The organism is Phaeovulum molybdatiresistens (genome assembly GCF_023544865.1).
GTDB lineage: Bacteria > Pseudomonadota > Alphaproteobacteria > Rhodobacterales > Rhodobacteraceae > Pontitalea.
Map to the genome: position 1 here is coordinate 77,366 of NZ_JAMJFX010000013.1, position 14,063 is coordinate 91,428.

Consider the following 14,063-nt stretch of genomic DNA (forward strand, 5'->3'; position numbering starts at 1 on the left):
AAGAGAGAGGCGCTGCAGGAGGAGCACGGCCCCATGTCCACCAAGAACCGCATCACGCCCGAAGAGGCGCTGGCCTATCATCTGGACCCGCGTCCGGGGAAATTTGAAATCACGGCGACCAAGCCGATGACCACACAGCGTGACCTTAGCCTGGCCTACAGCCCCGGGGTCGCGGTCCCGGTCGAGGCCATCGCCGAGCGCCCCGAAACCGCCTATGACTATACGGTCAAGGGCAACATGGTCGCGGTTATTTCCAATGGCACAGCGATCCTTGGGCTGGGCAATCTTGGGGCGCTGGCCTCAAAGCCGGTGATGGAGGGCAAGGCGGTTCTGTTCAAGCGGTTCGCGGATGTGAACGCCATCGACATCGAACTGGACACGGAAGACCCTGATGAGATCATCCAGGCCGTGCGTCTGATGGGGCCGACCTTCGGCGGCATCAACCTGGAGGATATCAAGGCGCCGGAATGTTTCATCATCGAACAGCGCCTGAAAGAGCTTATGGACATTCCGGTGTTCCACGATGATCAGCACGGCACCGCCGTGATCTGCGCTGCGGGCCTGATCAATGCGCTGGAACTGTCGGGCAAGCGGATCGAGGATTGCCGTATCGTGCTGAACGGCGCAGGCGCGGCCGGGATCGCCTGTCTGGAACTGATCAAGGCGATGGGCGCGCGTCACGACAACTGCATCATGTGCGACACCAAGGGCGTGATCTATCAGGGTCGGACCGAGGGCATGAACCAGTGGAAATCCGCCCACGCCGCCAGAACCGACGCGCGCACCCTGGAAGAGGCGATGGTGGGCGCGGATGTGTTTCTCGGCGTTTCCGCAAAGGGCGCGGTCACGCCGGAAATGGTGGCCAGCATGGCCGACAATCCCGTGATCTTCGCAATGGCCAACCCGGACCCGGAAATCACCCCCGAAGAGGCCCACGCCGTGCGCCAGGACGCGATCGTGGCCACCGGGCGCAGCGATTACCCCAACCAGGTGAACAACGTCCTGGGCTTTCCCTATCTGTTCCGCGGCGCGCTGGATATCCATGCCCGGGCGATCAATGACGAAATGAAGATCGCTTGCGCCAAGGCGCTTGCAGAACTTGCGCGCAAGGATGTGCCTGATGAGGTGGCGATGGCCTATGGCCGCAAGCTGACCTTCGGGCGTGACTACATCATTCCCACGCCCTTTGACCCGCGGCTGATCCATGTGATCCCGCCCGCGGTGGCCCGGGCAGGGATGGAGACCGGCGTTGCGCGCCGTCCGATCATCGACATGAACGCCTATGAGCTGAGCCTGAAGGCGCGCATGGACCCCACCGCCAGCATTCTGCAGGGCATCCACGCCCGCGCCCGCCAGGCGCAGGCCACGATGATCTTTGCCGAAGGCGATGATCCGCGCGTGCTGCGCGCGGCGGTGGCCTATCAGCGGTCGGGCATGGGCCGCGCGCTTGTGGTCGGTGTGGAAAGCGACGTCCGCGAAAAGCTTGAAGCGGCCGGAATCGGCGATGCCTTTGGCGAAATCCAGGTGGTGAATTCCCAGAACAGCGGTCACATCGATAGCTACAAGGAGTTCCTTTACAAACGCCTGCAGCGTCAGGGGGCCGACCGCGAGGATGTGCACAAGCTGGCCACCCGCGACCGCCACGTCTTTGCCGCGCTGATGCTGGCGCATGGGCATGGCGATGGTCTGGTAACCGGCGCCACGCGCAAATCCGCCCATGTCCTGGAGCTGATCAACAAGGTCTATGACGCCAAGCCCTCGGACGGGGCGGTCGGGATCACGGCGATCCTGCACAAGGGGCGGATCGTGCTGATGGGGGACACGCTGGTCCATGAATGGCCCGATGAAGAGGATCTGGCCGATATCGCGGAACGCGGTGCCCATGTGGCGCGGGGCCTGGGCATCGACCCGCGGGTGGCGTTCCTGTCGTTTTCAACCTTCGGCTATCCGGTATCCGAACGCGCCGCCAAGATGGGTGAGGCGACCAAGGTCCTGGACCGGCGTGGCGTTGGTTTCGAATATGAAGGCGAAATGACGGTGGATGTCGCGCTGAACCCCGATCAGATGGCGAATTACCCGTTCTGTCGGCTGTCTGGTCCGGCGAATGTGCTGGTGGTGCCGGCACGTCATTCGGCCTCGATCTCGGTCAAGCTGATGCAGGAAATGGCGGGGGCGACGGTGATCGGGCCGATCCTGACGGGGGTTTCCGCGCCGATCCAGATTTGTTCGACGATGTCGACGGTGAACGATATCCTGAACATGGCGGCGATTGCGGCCTGCCGGTTGGGCCAGACCCGCTGACGGCAAAGCCGGGGGGCTGTCTGCCCCCCGGACCCCCCGAGGATATTTTCGCAAAGCCGAAGGCAGGAGCGCGCGCTATGATCCTCAATCTCGGGTCCATCAATATTGACCATTTCTATCACCTGCCGCGGCTGCCGGGGCCGGGTGAGACATTGGCGGCCACGTCCCATGCGGTCGGGCTTGGGGGCAAGGGGGCGAACCAGTCGGTCGCCGCGGCGCGCGCAGGGGCGCGGGTTGTGCATATTGGCGGCGTCGGGCCCGAGGCCTGGGCGCTGGACCGGCTGTCCGGCTTTGGCGTGGATTGTCGGTTTGTCGAACGGCTGGAGGTTGCGACGGGCCATGCGATCATTCTTGTCGATCAGGGCGGCGAGAATTCGATCATTCTCTATCCCGGCGCGAACAGGGCCTTTTCCCAAGCCGGGATCGCGGCGGCGCTGGGCGATGCGGGGCCGGGTGATACGCTGTTGATCCAGAATGAGACCCTGCATCAGGCAGATGCGGCGCGGATGGCCCAGGCGCGTGGCCTGCGGGTCATCTATTCCGCGGCGCCGTTTGAGGCCGAAGCGGTGCGTGCGGTGATGCCCTTCGTGTCGCTGCTGGCCCTGAATGCGGTTGAAGCGGCGCAGCTGGCCGAGGCGCTGGGCATGGATCTGGACGATCTGCCGGTGCCCGAGCTTTTGATCACGCGGGGTGCGGAAGGTGCCGAATGGCGCGACCTGCGCCGCGGGGGGCGGATTTTTCAGCCGGCCTTTCCCGTGCGCAACGTGGACACGACCGGGGCGGGTGATACCTTTGCGGGCTATTTCGCGACCGGGCTGGATGAAGGCCTTGGCCCACAGGCCGCCTTGCGGCTGGCGGCGGCGGCGGCGGCACTGATGGTCACGCGGGTCGGGACCGCCGATGCGATCCCAACCCGCGCCGAGGTTGAGGGTTTTCTGGCCGATCAGCCCAGCGAATAGCCGGTGCCGCGCACGGTGCGAACCGGGTCCGACCCGCCATGCACCATCAGCGCCTTGCGCAGCCGCCCGACATGCACGTCAATCGTGCGGGTATCGACATAGATGTCGCGCCCCCAGACCCGGTCCAGCAGCTGATCGCGGGTCCAGACGCGACCGGGCTTTTCCATCAGGGTGGACAGAAGGCGGAATTCGGTCGGGCCAAGCTTCAGCGGCTGTCCGTCGCGGAACACGCGGTGTTCGGCCGCATCCAGCACGATGTCCTCGAAGATCAGGCGTTCACCCATCGTGGCCGGGCGCGTGCGGCGCAGCTGCGTGCGCAGGCGCGCCATCAGCTCGACCACGGAATAGGGTTTGACGACATAGTCATCGGCGCCGGTTTCCAGGCCGCGCACGCGGTCGGTTTCCTCGGACCGGGCCGAGAGCATGATGATCGGGATGCTGCGGGTTTCGGGATTGGCCTTTACGCGACGGCAAATTTCGATGCCCGACACATTCGGCAGCATCCAATCGAGCACGATCAGATCGGGTTTTTCCTCGCTGACCATCAAAAGCGCTTCATCGCCGTTTTCCGCCAGGGCAACACGGAAGCCTTCGGCCTCAAGGTTGTATTTCAGAACTTCGCGCTGGGCGGATTCGTCCTCGACCACCAGAACGCAGGGCTGTTGTGCGGGGGACATGGCCTAGACCTCTTGTTGGGGAAGCGCGGTGACGCTTTCCGTCTTGGGGCGGGCGTCCTCGGGCAGGTCGCCGGTGACCAGATAGATCACCTGTTCCGCGATCGAGGTCGCGTGATCGCCCATGCGTTCGACGTTCTTCGCGATGAAATGCAGATGCATGCAGGCCGTGATGTTGCGCGGATCTTCCAGCATGTAGGTCAGGAACTCGCGAAACAGCGCGTTATACATCTGATCCACCTCGATATCGCGCGCGCGCACGTCGGCGGCCAGATTCACGTCGCGCTGGATATAGGCGTCGATGGCATCCTTCAGCATCACCTCAACCGCCTGTGCCATGCGCCGGATCGCGCCCGGCGCGCCCGCCACCGTGGGCATCGAGGTCAGGACATGGCTGCGTTTGGCCATGTTCTTGGCATAGTCGCCGACCCGTTCCAGGCTGGCGGCGATCTTGATCACCGAAAGCGCCATGCGCAGATCGCTGGCCGCGGGTGCGCGCAGGGCGATCAGCAGCGCGGCTTCGTGGTTGATCTGTTCTTCCAGCGCGTCGATGTCCTTGTCCCGGCGGCGCACCTCGCGGGCCAGTTCGTCATCGCGGGTTTCCAGCGCCTGTGCCGCCTCCAGGATGGCGGCCTCGACCATGCCGCCCATCTTGGCGACAAGGGCCTGGACCTTTTCCAGATCGCGGTCAAAGGAGGAAACGATATGTTGACCTGACATGAGCCCCGCCTTAGCCGATGCGGCCAGTGATGTAGGATTCGGTGCGCGGATCGCGCGGATTGGTGAAGATCTGGCCGGTTTCGCCGTATTCCACCAGATGACCAAGGTGGAAAAAGGCGGTCCGCTGGCTGACGCGCGCGGCCTGCTGCATCGAATGGGTGACGATCACCACCGAAAATTGCGCCCGCAGCTCATCGATCAGTTCCTCGACCTGGGCGGTCGCGATCGGGTCAAGCGCCGAACAGGGTTCATCCATCAAAAGCACCTCGGGCGCGGTCGCGATGGCGCGCGCGATGCAAAGCCGCTGCTGCTGGCCACCCGAAAGGCCGGTGCCGGGCGCATCCAGCCGGTCCTTAACCTCATTCCACAGCGCGGCCTTGCGCAAGCTGGCTTCCACCACCTCATCCAGTTCGGCCTTGCTGCGGGTCAGGCCGTGGATCTTGGGGCCATAGGCAACGTTGTCATAGATCGATTTCGGGAAGGGGTTGGGTTTCTGGAACACCATGCCCACGCGGGCGCGCAGCTGCACCGGATCGACCGCGCGGTCATAGATGTCTTCGCCATCCAGCAAGATCTTGCCCTCGACGCGGCAGTTGTCGATCGTGTCGTTCATCCGGTTCAGGCAACGCAAAAAGGTCGACTTGCCACAGCCCGATGGGCCGATGAAGGCCGTGACGGTGCGGTCGAGGATCTCGACACTGACACCTTTCAGCGCGTGGCTTGCGCCGTAGAACACGTGCACGTCGCTGGCGCTGATCTTGTTCTGCTGGCTGTCCACGGCTCTCTCCGTCAGTCTGATGTCCTTCATCGCCTGGCCCCTGGCGCGTACGCTTGGCTGGTGCGGGCCCGACCGCGCAACCGGTGCCTGCCGGATGCCTTATGCAAAATCGGTGTGACGATCGTGTGACACTTTTCCGGAAAAAAAGTCAGGCCCCGGCGGACCGGCGCAGGGCGGCCGCGATCAGGTCGGCAACTTCGGGGTGTTCGCCTATCGCTTTCAGGCAGGGGCCCTGAAAACCGGCCTCGGCGATGGCTTCGGGGATGTCACCTTCGACATGGCCGGCGCGCAGGGCAAAGAAGGGCAGGCAGATGCCGCGCCCCAGGTCGCGGGCGACATCGGCCAGAAACGGCGGCTCTTCGATCAGGGCGACCTCGATGCGGGGAAACGGCGTGATTTCGGCCAGCCGTTCGGCCATTGCATAGCTGGAATCCTTCGACCGGCGCGCGACCTTGGACCCATGGGCCGCCAGGATCAGCGCGGTATCCTGCGGGGCCATCCCGGCCTCGGCCGCGGCCTGCAGCGTGACCCGCGCGATCAGTGCCGGCAGGTCCGGGTCAACCCCGAAGGGGGGCAGCTGCACCGCCTTGGCCCCAAGGTCACCAAGCCTGCGCGGCAGTTCCTTGCCGGTGAACCATCCCTCGGCCATGAAGAAGGGATAGATCAGCGGCCGGTCGAACCCGTCCAGCGCGGCGGCAAGCGAACCATCGGCCGCAAGCGTCGCGCCGCGGATCTGCCAACCGGGAAGGCGCGCCCCGACATCGGCTGCAAGCGCCCGAAGCGCTGCTTCCTGCGGTTCCGGTTCGGATGGCGAGCCGTGCGCGACGATAATGGCCTGGTGCATGGGGACTCCTTTTCCGGTGAAGTTAGGCGGTTTGTCAGACAGGGCAATGGCGCAGAAGGATGCGCGGCACAGTTACCGGAAGATTAATTGTAAGCATAAGATTTCATTGAATTTTTATGATCCTGCACCTTGCGCCGAATCGCTGCTGGCGATATCCCTGTTCTTACCGGCCAGGATGGCCAGGTCCTCAGAACAGGTTCACGTGTGGTGCGTAGGGGTGCACGTGGGGTGAAGGAGGGTCCTGGTAGGGGTGCCGGGACCCTCCTGATTTATGGCTCAGGGTTCGATACCGCCCAGTTCGCAGATCATGCGCCATTCCTCCTCGGTCACCGGCTGCACCGACAGACGCATCGATTTGACCAGGGCCATTTCCTGCAACCGGGGATCGTCCTTCACCTCGGCCAGGGTTACCGGGCGCGCCAGCGGGCGGACGGCGCGGATATCGACGCAATCCCAGCGCGGATCATCGGTGGTGCTGTCGGGATGGCTTTCCGCACAGACCTCGACGATGCCGACGATCTCTTTTCCGATGTTGGAATGGTAAAAGAACCCCTGATCGCCGATCTTCATCGCACGCATGTTGTTGCGTGCCTGATAGTTGCGCACGCCATGCCATTCCTCGCCCACGTCGCCCTTGGCAACCTGCATGTCCCAGGACCAGACGTCCGGTTCAGATTTGAACAGCCACTTCGCCATCAGCCAATCACCTTTTTCCATTCGGTGACGGTCACGGTTTCAAACAGCCCCGCCGCGGCATAGGGGTCGTTCGCGGCCCAGTCCTGCGCGGCCTGCAGGCTATCGGCCTCAACGATGACCAGCGAGCCGCACATCTGGCCCTCTTCCAGAAAGGGGCCGGCCATGCGGACAATGCCGGTCTGTTCGATATAGGCCAGATGCGCGGCACGGGTATCCAGGCGGGTCTGCAGGTGGTCCGGCTTGTCGCGGCAGATGATGGCGTAAAGCATGTTCATTCCTCTTTCAGGGGACGGGACAGCAAGGCCTGCGCGGCCTTTTCAACGGTGATAAGGTGATCGACAAGCGCCGCCACCATGGTGGCGATGGGCATGTCCACGCCCAGATCGGCGGCAAGCGCGGTCACGGCCTTTGATGTCGCGGCACCTTCAACGGTGATCGCCGTATCAAAGGCCTCGCCCGCGCCCAGCGCGTGACCATAGCGGAAGTTGCGCGACTGCATCGAGGTGCATGTCAGCACCAGATCGCCCAGCCCGGAAAGACCGGCCAACGTTTCCGGGCGCGCGCCCAGCGCCGTGGCCAGGCGGTTCATTTCGGCAAAGCCGCGGGTCATCAGCGCGGCGCGCGCGGAATCGCCCAGACCGGCGCCGATCACGACGCCCGCGGCAATCGCCACGACATTCTTCAGCGCCCCGCCCAGTTCCGCCCCAATGGTATCGGCGCTGCGATACAGCCGCAGCGACGGCGTGGCCAGCTGCGCCTGCAGATCGGCAGCATCGTCACGGCAGGCCAGCGTCAGCGCCGTTGGCAGGCCGCGCGCGATATCGGCGGCAAAGCTTGGCCCGGTCAGGATGGCTGCGCGCGCATCGGGGCAGGCGTGGCGGATCAGCGCGGTGGGCCCATGGCCCGTCACAAGGTCGATGCCCTTGGAACAGGCCACGATCGTCTTACCGTTCAAAAGCGCCGCATGGCTTCCCAGAAAGCCCGCCATCTGCTGCATCGGCATCGCCAGCAAGATCACCTCGGCTGTGCTGGCCTGCGTGATTTCCGCTGTGACAGAGACGTTTTCGGGCAGATGCACACCGGGCAGACGCGCGGTGTTTTCCCGCCGCCGCGCAATGGCGGCGGCCTGTGCCGCATCGCGGGCCCAAAGCGTAATCGGCCCGTTCTGCGCCAGCGCCACCGCCAGCGCCGTGCCGAAGGCGCCCGATCCCAGGATTGCGATGGTCATGCCTTTGCCCCCTTTTTGCCCGATCCCAACAGCGCCGGTGCGCTTTGGTCCAACGGCCAGCGCGGGCGGGCGGACAGGTCCATCCCGTCGCTCTGGCCCAGGCGGAACCGTTCGATCCCTGCCCAGGCGATCATGGCGGCATTGTCGGTGCACAGGGCCAGGGGTGGCGCGATGAACCGTGCCCCGGCCCGGGCCGCGACTGTTTCCAGCGCGGTCCGGATCGCCTGGTTGGCCGCAACCCCCCCGGCGACGGCAAAGACCGGATGGGCGGGGGCCAGCGCCAGATATTCGGTCAGCGCGCGGCGCGATTTCTCGGCCAGAACATCGCGCACGGCGGCCTGAAAGCCTGCACAAAGGTCGGATCGGGTGGCGCGGGGAAGGCCGCCATGATCGGCAATCGCGGCATCGCGGGCCCGCAGCAGCGCGGTTTTCAGCCCCGAAAACGACATGTCGCATCCCGCCCGGTCCAGCAGCGGGCGCGGAAAGGCAAACCGCGCCGCATCGCCCAGGGCGGCCTCGGCCTCGACAGCCGGGCCGCCGGGCTGCGGCAGGCCCAGCAGCTTGGCGGTCTTGTCAAAGGCTTCGCCGGGGGCATCGTCGATGGTGCCGCCAAGCCGGGTAAAGTCCTCGGGGCCGTGGGCGATCAGGAACTGGCAATGCCCGCCCGACACCAGAAGCATCAGATAGGGAAACGCCAGATCATCGGTCAGGCGCGGTGTCAGCGCATGGCCCGCCAGATGGTTCACCCCCACCAGCGGCAGCCCGGCCCCGGCGGCGATGCCCTTGGCGCACATCACGCCTGCCATGACCCCGCCGATCAGCCCCGGCCCTGCGGTTACCGCGATGCCATCCAGATCGGCAAATCGGACGCCTGCGCGGTCCATTGCCTCTTCGACGCAAAGGTCCAGCTTCTCGGCATGCGCGCGCGCGGCGATTTCAGGGACCACGCCGCCAAAGGCGGCATGCAGCGCCGTTTGCCCCGCGACGACCGAGGCAAGGATCGACGTTCCCGCCGGGCCCGCGCGCACGATCGCGGCGGCGGTATCGTCACAACTTGATTCGATGCCGAGAAAGGTCAGGGTCTTGGTCATGCCGGTCCGGTTGCGTAGGGTCCCCAACGCAGGTAACACCGGGGCATGGATCGCACAATCCCGCGGGTGCCCATGCCTGACCCACGCCCCAGCCTTCTTCTGACCCGGCCAGAACCTGCCTCCAGGCGATTCGCGGCGGCGTTTCGGGCGCGTTTCGGGGCGGATTGGCCGGTCACGATCTCGCCCCTGATGGCGATTGCGGCGCTTGCCCCACGCGTTTCGGCGGCGGATGCGGTGATCTTCACCTCGGAAAACGCGGTTGCCCCTTTTGTCGCACTGTCACCGGCGACGGGGCGGTTGGCCTGGTGCGTGGGTGACCGAACCGCACAGGCGGCCGCCGCGGCCGGCTTTCGCACGCGGGCGGGCCCGGGCGATGCGGCCCGACTGGTGCCCATGATCGTTGCCGGCCATGAAGGGGGGCGGCTGATCCATGCGCGTGGGCACCACATTGCCGCCGACATCGTTACCGAGCTTGCCCGCGCCGGGCTGAACGCCGTGGATGCCGTTGTTTATGAACAGTGCGATCTGGCGCTTGATGCGGCGGCGCAGGCGTTGTTGGCTGGACCGTCGCCGGTTCTGGTGCCGCTTTTTTCGCCCCGCAGTGCGGCGCTGTTTGCGCAGCAGGCACGGGATGCGCGCGCGCCCCTGCTGTTGGCCCCGATCAGCGCGGCAGCCGCGCGGCCCTGTTCTGGGCTGAACGCCCGGGTGGAAATTGCGCGGGAACCCGCCGCCGGGGCGGTGCTGGATGCGCTTGGGCGGCTGATTGCCTCGGTCGATGCGGGTTGAGCGCATCGCCCGCGGTCATTAGATTGAAGTGGCGGGTTTGACCCGCACCTGGAAGGAGGAACATCGTGGCCACGCAGAAAACCCCGACGCCGGAGCCGGAGGAGGCCCCTTCCAAGACCGAAACCCTTTCCGCGGAAACCCCGGCACCCGAGACGGATCCGGGCGCGACGGATGTGAAAACGGATGTGAAAGAAAAAGAAGCCGTCGCCGCCGATGCGGGGACGGGCGCTGCGGTTCAGCCGCCGCCCCCCCCGGCGCCCCGGCGGCGCGGTGGCTTCCTGCCGCTGGTGCTTGGCGGTGTGGTGGCCGCCGGGATCGGGGCTGCTGGCACGATCTACCTGTTGCCGCGCATCCCGCCCGAATGGCTGCCGGCCCAGCCGCAGGCAGGCGCCGAAGTGGCCGCGTTACAGGCGGCGCTGGCGGATCAGGCCACGCGCCTTGACGCGCTGGGCGCGGATCTGGCGGCGTTGAAGGCCGCGGAACCGGCGGCCCCTGATTTGTCCGCAATGGAAAGCGCGCTTGGCCGGCTTGAAACGCGGCTGGCCGCGCTTGAAGCCCGCCCCGTTGAACCGGCGGCCCCGGTCGCGCTGGACGATCTGCGCCGCGACCTGGATGCGGTGCGCGCCCGCCTGTCCGAGGTGACCAGCGCCGGAACGCTGGCACAGGATCAGATCGCCGCCGCGGCCCAGGCAGCCGCCGACCGGATCACCCAGGCCGAGGCCGAGGCACAGCGCCTGCGCGCCGAGGCTGATGCCGCCGCGCGGCGCGCGATGGCGCAGGCGGGGCTTGCCCGGCTTGCCGCGGCGCTGGACAGCGGCTTGCCGCAGGGCCCGGCGCTTGCCGATCTGCAGGCCGCAGGCGTCACCGTCCCGCCCGAGGTTCTGGCCGATGTCCCAAGCCTTCCCGCGCTGCGCGAAGCCTTTCCCGTTGCGGCGCGTGCGGCCCTGTCCGCCTCACGCCGGGCGCTGGCCGATGGTGATGCGCTGGACCGCATCGGCGCCTTCCTGATGGCACAGACCGGCGCACGGTCCCTGGCACCGAAAGAGGGTAACGATCCCGACGCCGTCCTGTCGCGTGCCGAGTCGGCCGTGGCGGCGGGTGATCTTGCCGCAGCGCTGGGCGAACTTTCGGCCCTGCCGGCTGAAGGTCAGGCCGAAATGGCCGCCTGGGTCGAAATGGCGCAACGCAGCATGGCCGCGAAGGACGCACTTGGCGCCCTGTCGCAGACCCTGAACTAAGGAGACAGAGATGATCTGGTCCTTCATCAAGATCGCCCTGTTCCTGACGGTGGTTGCGGCGATCACGCTGGGCGCGGCCCATCTGGCCGAAACCGGCGAAGGTATCCGCCTGGCGGTGGCGGGGATGGAATTCACCCTGGGCCCGCTGCAATCGATCATCGCGGCGGTCGTGGCTTTCGGTGCGGTCTGGCTGGTGATCCGGCTGGTGGGTTTTTTGGTGGCGCTGCTGCGTTTTGTCACCGGGGATGAAACCGCGATCAGCCGCTATTTCGACCGCAACCGCGAACGCAAGGGCTATGAGGCGCTGGCCGAAGGGATGCTGGCCGTCGCCTCGGGCGAAGGGCGGCTGGCGCTGTCCAAGGCGGCGCGGGCGGAACGATTCCTGGCGCGGCCGGAACTGACCAATCTGTTGACTGCGCAGGCCGCCGAGGCCGCAGGTGACCACAAGAAAGCGATCGAGGTCTACAAGCGGCTTCTGGGCGATGATCGCACCCGGTTTGTGGGGGTGCGCGGGCTGATGCGCCAGAAGCTGGCCGAGGGGGATACCGACACCGCGATGAAGCTGGCGCAAAAGGCATTCGCGCTGAAACCGCGCCATGAAGAGGTGCAGGATGTCCTGCTGAAGCTGCAGGCGCAAAAGGGCGATTGGTCCGGCGCGCGCGGCGTGCTGTCGGCCAAGCTGCGGCAAGGCCTGTTGCCGCGCGACGTGCATCGCCGCCGCGATGCTGTCCTGGCGCTGCAAGAGGCCAAGGGCGTTCTGGACCAGGGCGCCAGCGTCGAGGCGCGCGAAGCGGCGATCGCGGCCAACAAATCCTCGCCCGATCTGATCCCTGCTGCGGTGATGGCCGCGCGTGCCTATATCGACAAGGGCAATGCCAAACATGCCGCGCGCGTTCTGCAAAAGGCATGGGAGGCGCAGCCCCATCCCGATCTGGCTTCGGCCTATGCCGAAATCGCGCCGCAAGAGGCTGCGGCAGATCGGCTGAAGCGGTTTGCCCCGCTGCTTGCCCTGCGGTCCGATCACGAAGAAACGCGCCTGCTGCGGGCCGAACTGCACATCGCCGCCGAAGATTTCCCGGCGGCCCGGCGTGCCCTTGGCGATCTGGTCGAGACACATCCGACCCAGCGCGCGCTGGCGATTATGGCGGCGGTGGAACGGGGCGAAGGCGCCGATGACGCCGTGGTGCGCGGCTGGCTTGCGCGCGCGCTGACGGCGAATCGTGGCCCGCAATGGTGCTGTGACAAATGCCACAACATTCAGGCGCAATGGGCCCCAGTCTGCGACAATTGCGGTGGATTCGACACCCTGTCCTGGCGTGAGCCCCCGCATGCGACCGGCAGCACCCTGCCACATGGCGCCGAGATGTTGCCCCTGATCGTGGGCGATCCGGCCCCGCCAGCGACGCCATCCGCCCCGCCTGCGCCCGATGATCAGATCCTTGATGCCGAATTGGCCCGTGATCCGACCGCCACCCCCGACGCGGTTCTGGCTGCCCGTGGGGTTGAACGCGAAAATTAGGGCTACACATCCCCGTGCGGGCATGCTAATCACCGGGCCGATATAGCTCAGCTGGTAGATAACGCTATTCGTAAACGTTCGGCTTGGCCGAAAAAAACGAATGAAACCAGTTGGTTGTGTCGGTGACGGTGTAACTCGTAGTGCCGTGACAGAGAAGAATGCCGCTGTAGCTCAGCTGGTAGAGCACGTCATTCGTAATGATGGGGTCGGGGGTTCGAGTCCCTTCAGCGGCACCATTCTTCTCTGAATTAACCCGTCTCATCCTACACCGTAGCAGCTGCGAGGCCCAGCGCTTAGATAAACCGAGAGATGATTTTCACGGTCGGGTGTGCCTAGATGTAGGCGAAGGGCTAGCAGGCCGCTGAAGAAGTCGGTTATGCAGAACGGTTTCCTTTCGGCGCAACTGTCCGGGTTTGGCTTCGGGCGCCTTGGCGCAGAAAGCATGCCTGTTTGGCGCGGTTTGCCATCGTCACGCAGCCAGCAGCCGGGGTAGTCGGGCGAGGTTGTTGGCGGCCATCGTCAAGATGAAGCGGGAGCGCACCCGTTCGAGGCCGCGATAGACGGTCTGTGCCATGCCGCCGACGGTCTTGGCCCAGCCGAAAGCCTCTTCGATCCGTTTGCGGTGCTTGATCGACAGGGCATATCCCTTGTGCCGGGTGGTTCTGGCGTCGATTGCTGAATATCTGGATTTCTGCGCGACATGCGGGGTGACACAGGCCTGCCTGAGATCAGCGACGAACTCGGCCGCGTCGAAGCCCTTGTCGGCGCCCAGCGTCAACTGTCGGGTCGACCCCGGGGAATGGCGATGGATCATGTCCAGCGCAGCGCGCCGTTCCGCATGCCCGTCGGCCTGGGTCAGGTCGCCCTGCACGATCAGGCCCGAGCGGTTCTCCATCAGCGCATGACCCATGAAGCAGAGCATGGCGCCGGTGCCGGGAGACTTTTTGTAGAGCCGGGCATCGGGGTCGGTGGTCGAGGCATGGGTGGCATTGGACCGCTTCTCGCCGCGGAAATCGACCTCTGCATTGCGGCTCTGGCGGCTGGGGCGGGGCATCGGGGCGGTCTCGGCTTCGGTGGGTTCGGTCTGAACTTCCGCAGTGGCGTCGGATGCGGGCGGGCTGCCCGGGTCGTCATCGGGTGGGCTGTCGCTGGCCTTCGGCTGGAAGCTCTTCATCGAGGCCCAGGCCTTCACCAGCGTGCCGTCGACCGAGAAGTGATCATCCGACAGA

At 65.7% G+C, this 14,063-nt stretch carries 14 protein-coding genes and 1 tRNA gene; 6 read left to right on the top strand and 9 right to left on the bottom strand.

Annotation, left to right across the window (positions count from 1 at the left end; all coding sequences use genetic code 11):
- Positions 1–33: 33 nt before the first annotated feature.
- Positions 34–2,301 carry an NADP-dependent malic enzyme gene (locus MXB90_RS10620; protein WP_250044459.1) on the top strand — a complete coding sequence of 756 codons (2,268 nt, stop codon included), beginning with the start codon at positions 34–36 and terminating at the stop codon, positions 2,299–2,301.
- Between the two features lie 77 nt (positions 2,302–2,378).
- Positions 2,379–3,260, top strand: coding sequence for a ribokinase (locus MXB90_RS10625; RefSeq protein ID WP_250044460.1), 882 nt, complete (start codon positions 2,379–2,381; stop codon positions 3,258–3,260).
- Here the strand turns inward: MXB90_RS10625 and phoB are convergent.
- The 8 genes from phoB to tsaD form a co-directional block, all read right to left on the bottom strand.
- Positions 3,245–3,937, bottom strand: a complete 693-nt coding sequence (gene phoB / locus MXB90_RS10630; protein ID WP_250044461.1) for a phosphate regulon transcriptional regulator PhoB — start codon at positions 3,935–3,937, stop codon at positions 3,245–3,247. The genes MXB90_RS10625 and phoB overlap by 16 nt on opposite strands.
- 3 nt (positions 3,938–3,940) lie before the next feature.
- Positions 3,941–4,654 carry a phosphate signaling complex protein PhoU gene (gene phoU, locus MXB90_RS10635; protein ID WP_250044462.1) on the bottom strand — a complete coding sequence of 238 codons (714 nt, stop codon included), beginning with the start codon at positions 4,652–4,654 and terminating at the stop codon, positions 3,941–3,943.
- 10 nt (positions 4,655–4,664) lie between these two features.
- Positions 4,665–5,462, bottom strand: coding sequence for a phosphate ABC transporter ATP-binding protein PstB (gene pstB / locus MXB90_RS10640; protein WP_250044464.1), 798 nt, complete (start codon positions 5,460–5,462; stop codon positions 4,665–4,667).
- A 118-nt stretch (positions 5,463–5,580) separates the two neighbouring features.
- Complete coding sequence (locus tag MXB90_RS10645; protein ID WP_250044466.1) at positions 5,581–6,276, bottom strand: CbiX/SirB N-terminal domain-containing protein; 696 nt, start codon at positions 6,274–6,276, stop codon at positions 5,581–5,583.
- A gap of 276 nt (positions 6,277–6,552) precedes the next feature.
- Positions 6,553–6,972: an EVE domain-containing protein gene (locus MXB90_RS10650; protein WP_250044468.1), complete on the bottom strand. Its 420-nt coding sequence runs from the start codon at positions 6,970–6,972 to the stop codon at positions 6,553–6,555.
- Positions 6,972–7,241 carry a YciI family protein gene (locus MXB90_RS10655; protein WP_250044474.1) on the bottom strand — a complete coding sequence of 90 codons (270 nt, stop codon included), beginning with the start codon at positions 7,239–7,241 and terminating at the stop codon, positions 6,972–6,974. The genes MXB90_RS10650 and MXB90_RS10655 overlap by 1 nt, the downstream gene beginning before the upstream one ends.
- 2 nt (positions 7,242–7,243) lie before the next feature.
- The gene (locus MXB90_RS10660) at positions 7,244–8,200 is read right to left on the bottom strand and encodes an NAD(P)H-dependent glycerol-3-phosphate dehydrogenase (RefSeq protein WP_250044475.1); all 957 of its coding nucleotides are present in this window, start codon (positions 8,198–8,200) and stop codon (positions 7,244–7,246) included.
- Positions 8,197–9,291, bottom strand: coding sequence for a tRNA (adenosine(37)-N6)-threonylcarbamoyltransferase complex transferase subunit TsaD (gene tsaD, locus MXB90_RS10665; RefSeq protein ID WP_250044476.1), 1,095 nt, complete (start codon positions 9,289–9,291; stop codon positions 8,197–8,199). Before tsaD ends, MXB90_RS10660 begins: the two co-directional genes overlap by 4 nt.
- 189 nt (positions 9,292–9,480) lie before the next feature.
- On the opposite strand from tsaD, the gene MXB90_RS10670 reads away from it, so the two are divergent.
- The 4 genes from MXB90_RS10670 to MXB90_RS10685 all read left to right on the top strand — a co-directional run bounded on the left by MXB90_RS10670 (position 9,481) and on the right by MXB90_RS10685 (position 13,070).
- Entirely contained in the window at positions 9,481–10,077 is a 597-nt protein-coding gene (locus MXB90_RS10670) for a uroporphyrinogen-III synthase (protein WP_250044477.1), read from the top strand.
- A gap of 65 nt (positions 10,078–10,142) precedes the next feature.
- Positions 10,143–11,315, top strand: coding sequence for a COG4223 family protein (locus MXB90_RS10675; protein WP_250044478.1), 1,173 nt, complete (start codon positions 10,143–10,145; stop codon positions 11,313–11,315).
- Positions 11,316–11,325: 10 nt separating this feature from the next.
- Positions 11,326–12,834, top strand: a complete 1,509-nt coding sequence (locus tag MXB90_RS10680) for a heme biosynthesis protein HemY (RefSeq protein ID WP_250044480.1) — start codon at positions 11,326–11,328, stop codon at positions 12,832–12,834.
- Between the two features lie 160 nt (positions 12,835–12,994).
- Positions 12,995–13,070: transfer RNA gene (locus tag MXB90_RS10685), tRNA-Thr, on the top strand.
- Between the two features lie 233 nt (positions 13,071–13,303).
- On the opposite strand, the gene MXB90_RS10690 is transcribed toward MXB90_RS10685, so the two are convergent.
- Positions 13,304–14,063, bottom strand: a 760-nt coding sequence (locus MXB90_RS10690; protein WP_250044482.1) for an IS5 family transposase, incomplete at its 5' end; no start/stop codon positions are given.

Excerpts from the sequence above, each read along its gene's own strand:
- MXB90_RS10625 (WP_250044460.1), top strand. The coding sequence starts at position 2,379 with ATGATCCTCAATCTCGGGTCCATCAATATTGACCATTTCTATCACCTG.
- MXB90_RS10645 (WP_250044466.1), bottom strand. The coding sequence starts at position 6,276 with ATGCACCAGGCCATTATCGTCGCGCACGGCTCGCCATCCGAACCGGAA.
- pstB (WP_250044464.1), bottom strand. The coding sequence starts at position 5,462 with ATGAAGGACATCAGACTGACGGAGAGAGCCGTGGACAGCCAGCAGAAC.
- MXB90_RS10650 (WP_250044468.1), bottom strand. The coding sequence starts at position 6,972 with ATGGCGAAGTGGCTGTTCAAATCTGAACCGGACGTCTGGTCCTGGGAC.
- MXB90_RS10660 (WP_250044475.1), bottom strand. The coding sequence starts at position 8,200 with ATGACCATCGCAATCCTGGGATCGGGCGCCTTCGGCACGGCGCTGGCG.
- MXB90_RS10670 (WP_250044477.1), top strand. The coding sequence starts at position 9,481 with ATGGCGATTGCGGCGCTTGCCCCACGCGTTTCGGCGGCGGATGCGGTG.
- MXB90_RS10620 (WP_250044459.1), top strand. The coding sequence starts at position 34 with ATGTCCACCAAGAACCGCATCACGCCCGAAGAGGCGCTGGCCTATCAT.
- MXB90_RS10680 (WP_250044480.1), top strand. The coding sequence starts at position 11,326 with ATGATCTGGTCCTTCATCAAGATCGCCCTGTTCCTGACGGTGGTTGCG.
- tsaD (WP_250044476.1), bottom strand. The coding sequence starts at position 9,291 with ATGACCAAGACCCTGACCTTTCTCGGCATCGAATCAAGTTGTGACGAT.
- MXB90_RS10655 (WP_250044474.1), bottom strand. The coding sequence starts at position 7,241 with ATGCTTTACGCCATCATCTGCCGCGACAAGCCGGACCACCTGCAGACC.
- phoB (WP_250044461.1), bottom strand. The coding sequence starts at position 3,937 with ATGTCCCCCGCACAACAGCCCTGCGTTCTGGTGGTCGAGGACGAATCC.
- phoU (WP_250044462.1), bottom strand. The coding sequence starts at position 4,654 with ATGTCAGGTCAACATATCGTTTCCTCCTTTGACCGCGATCTGGAAAAG.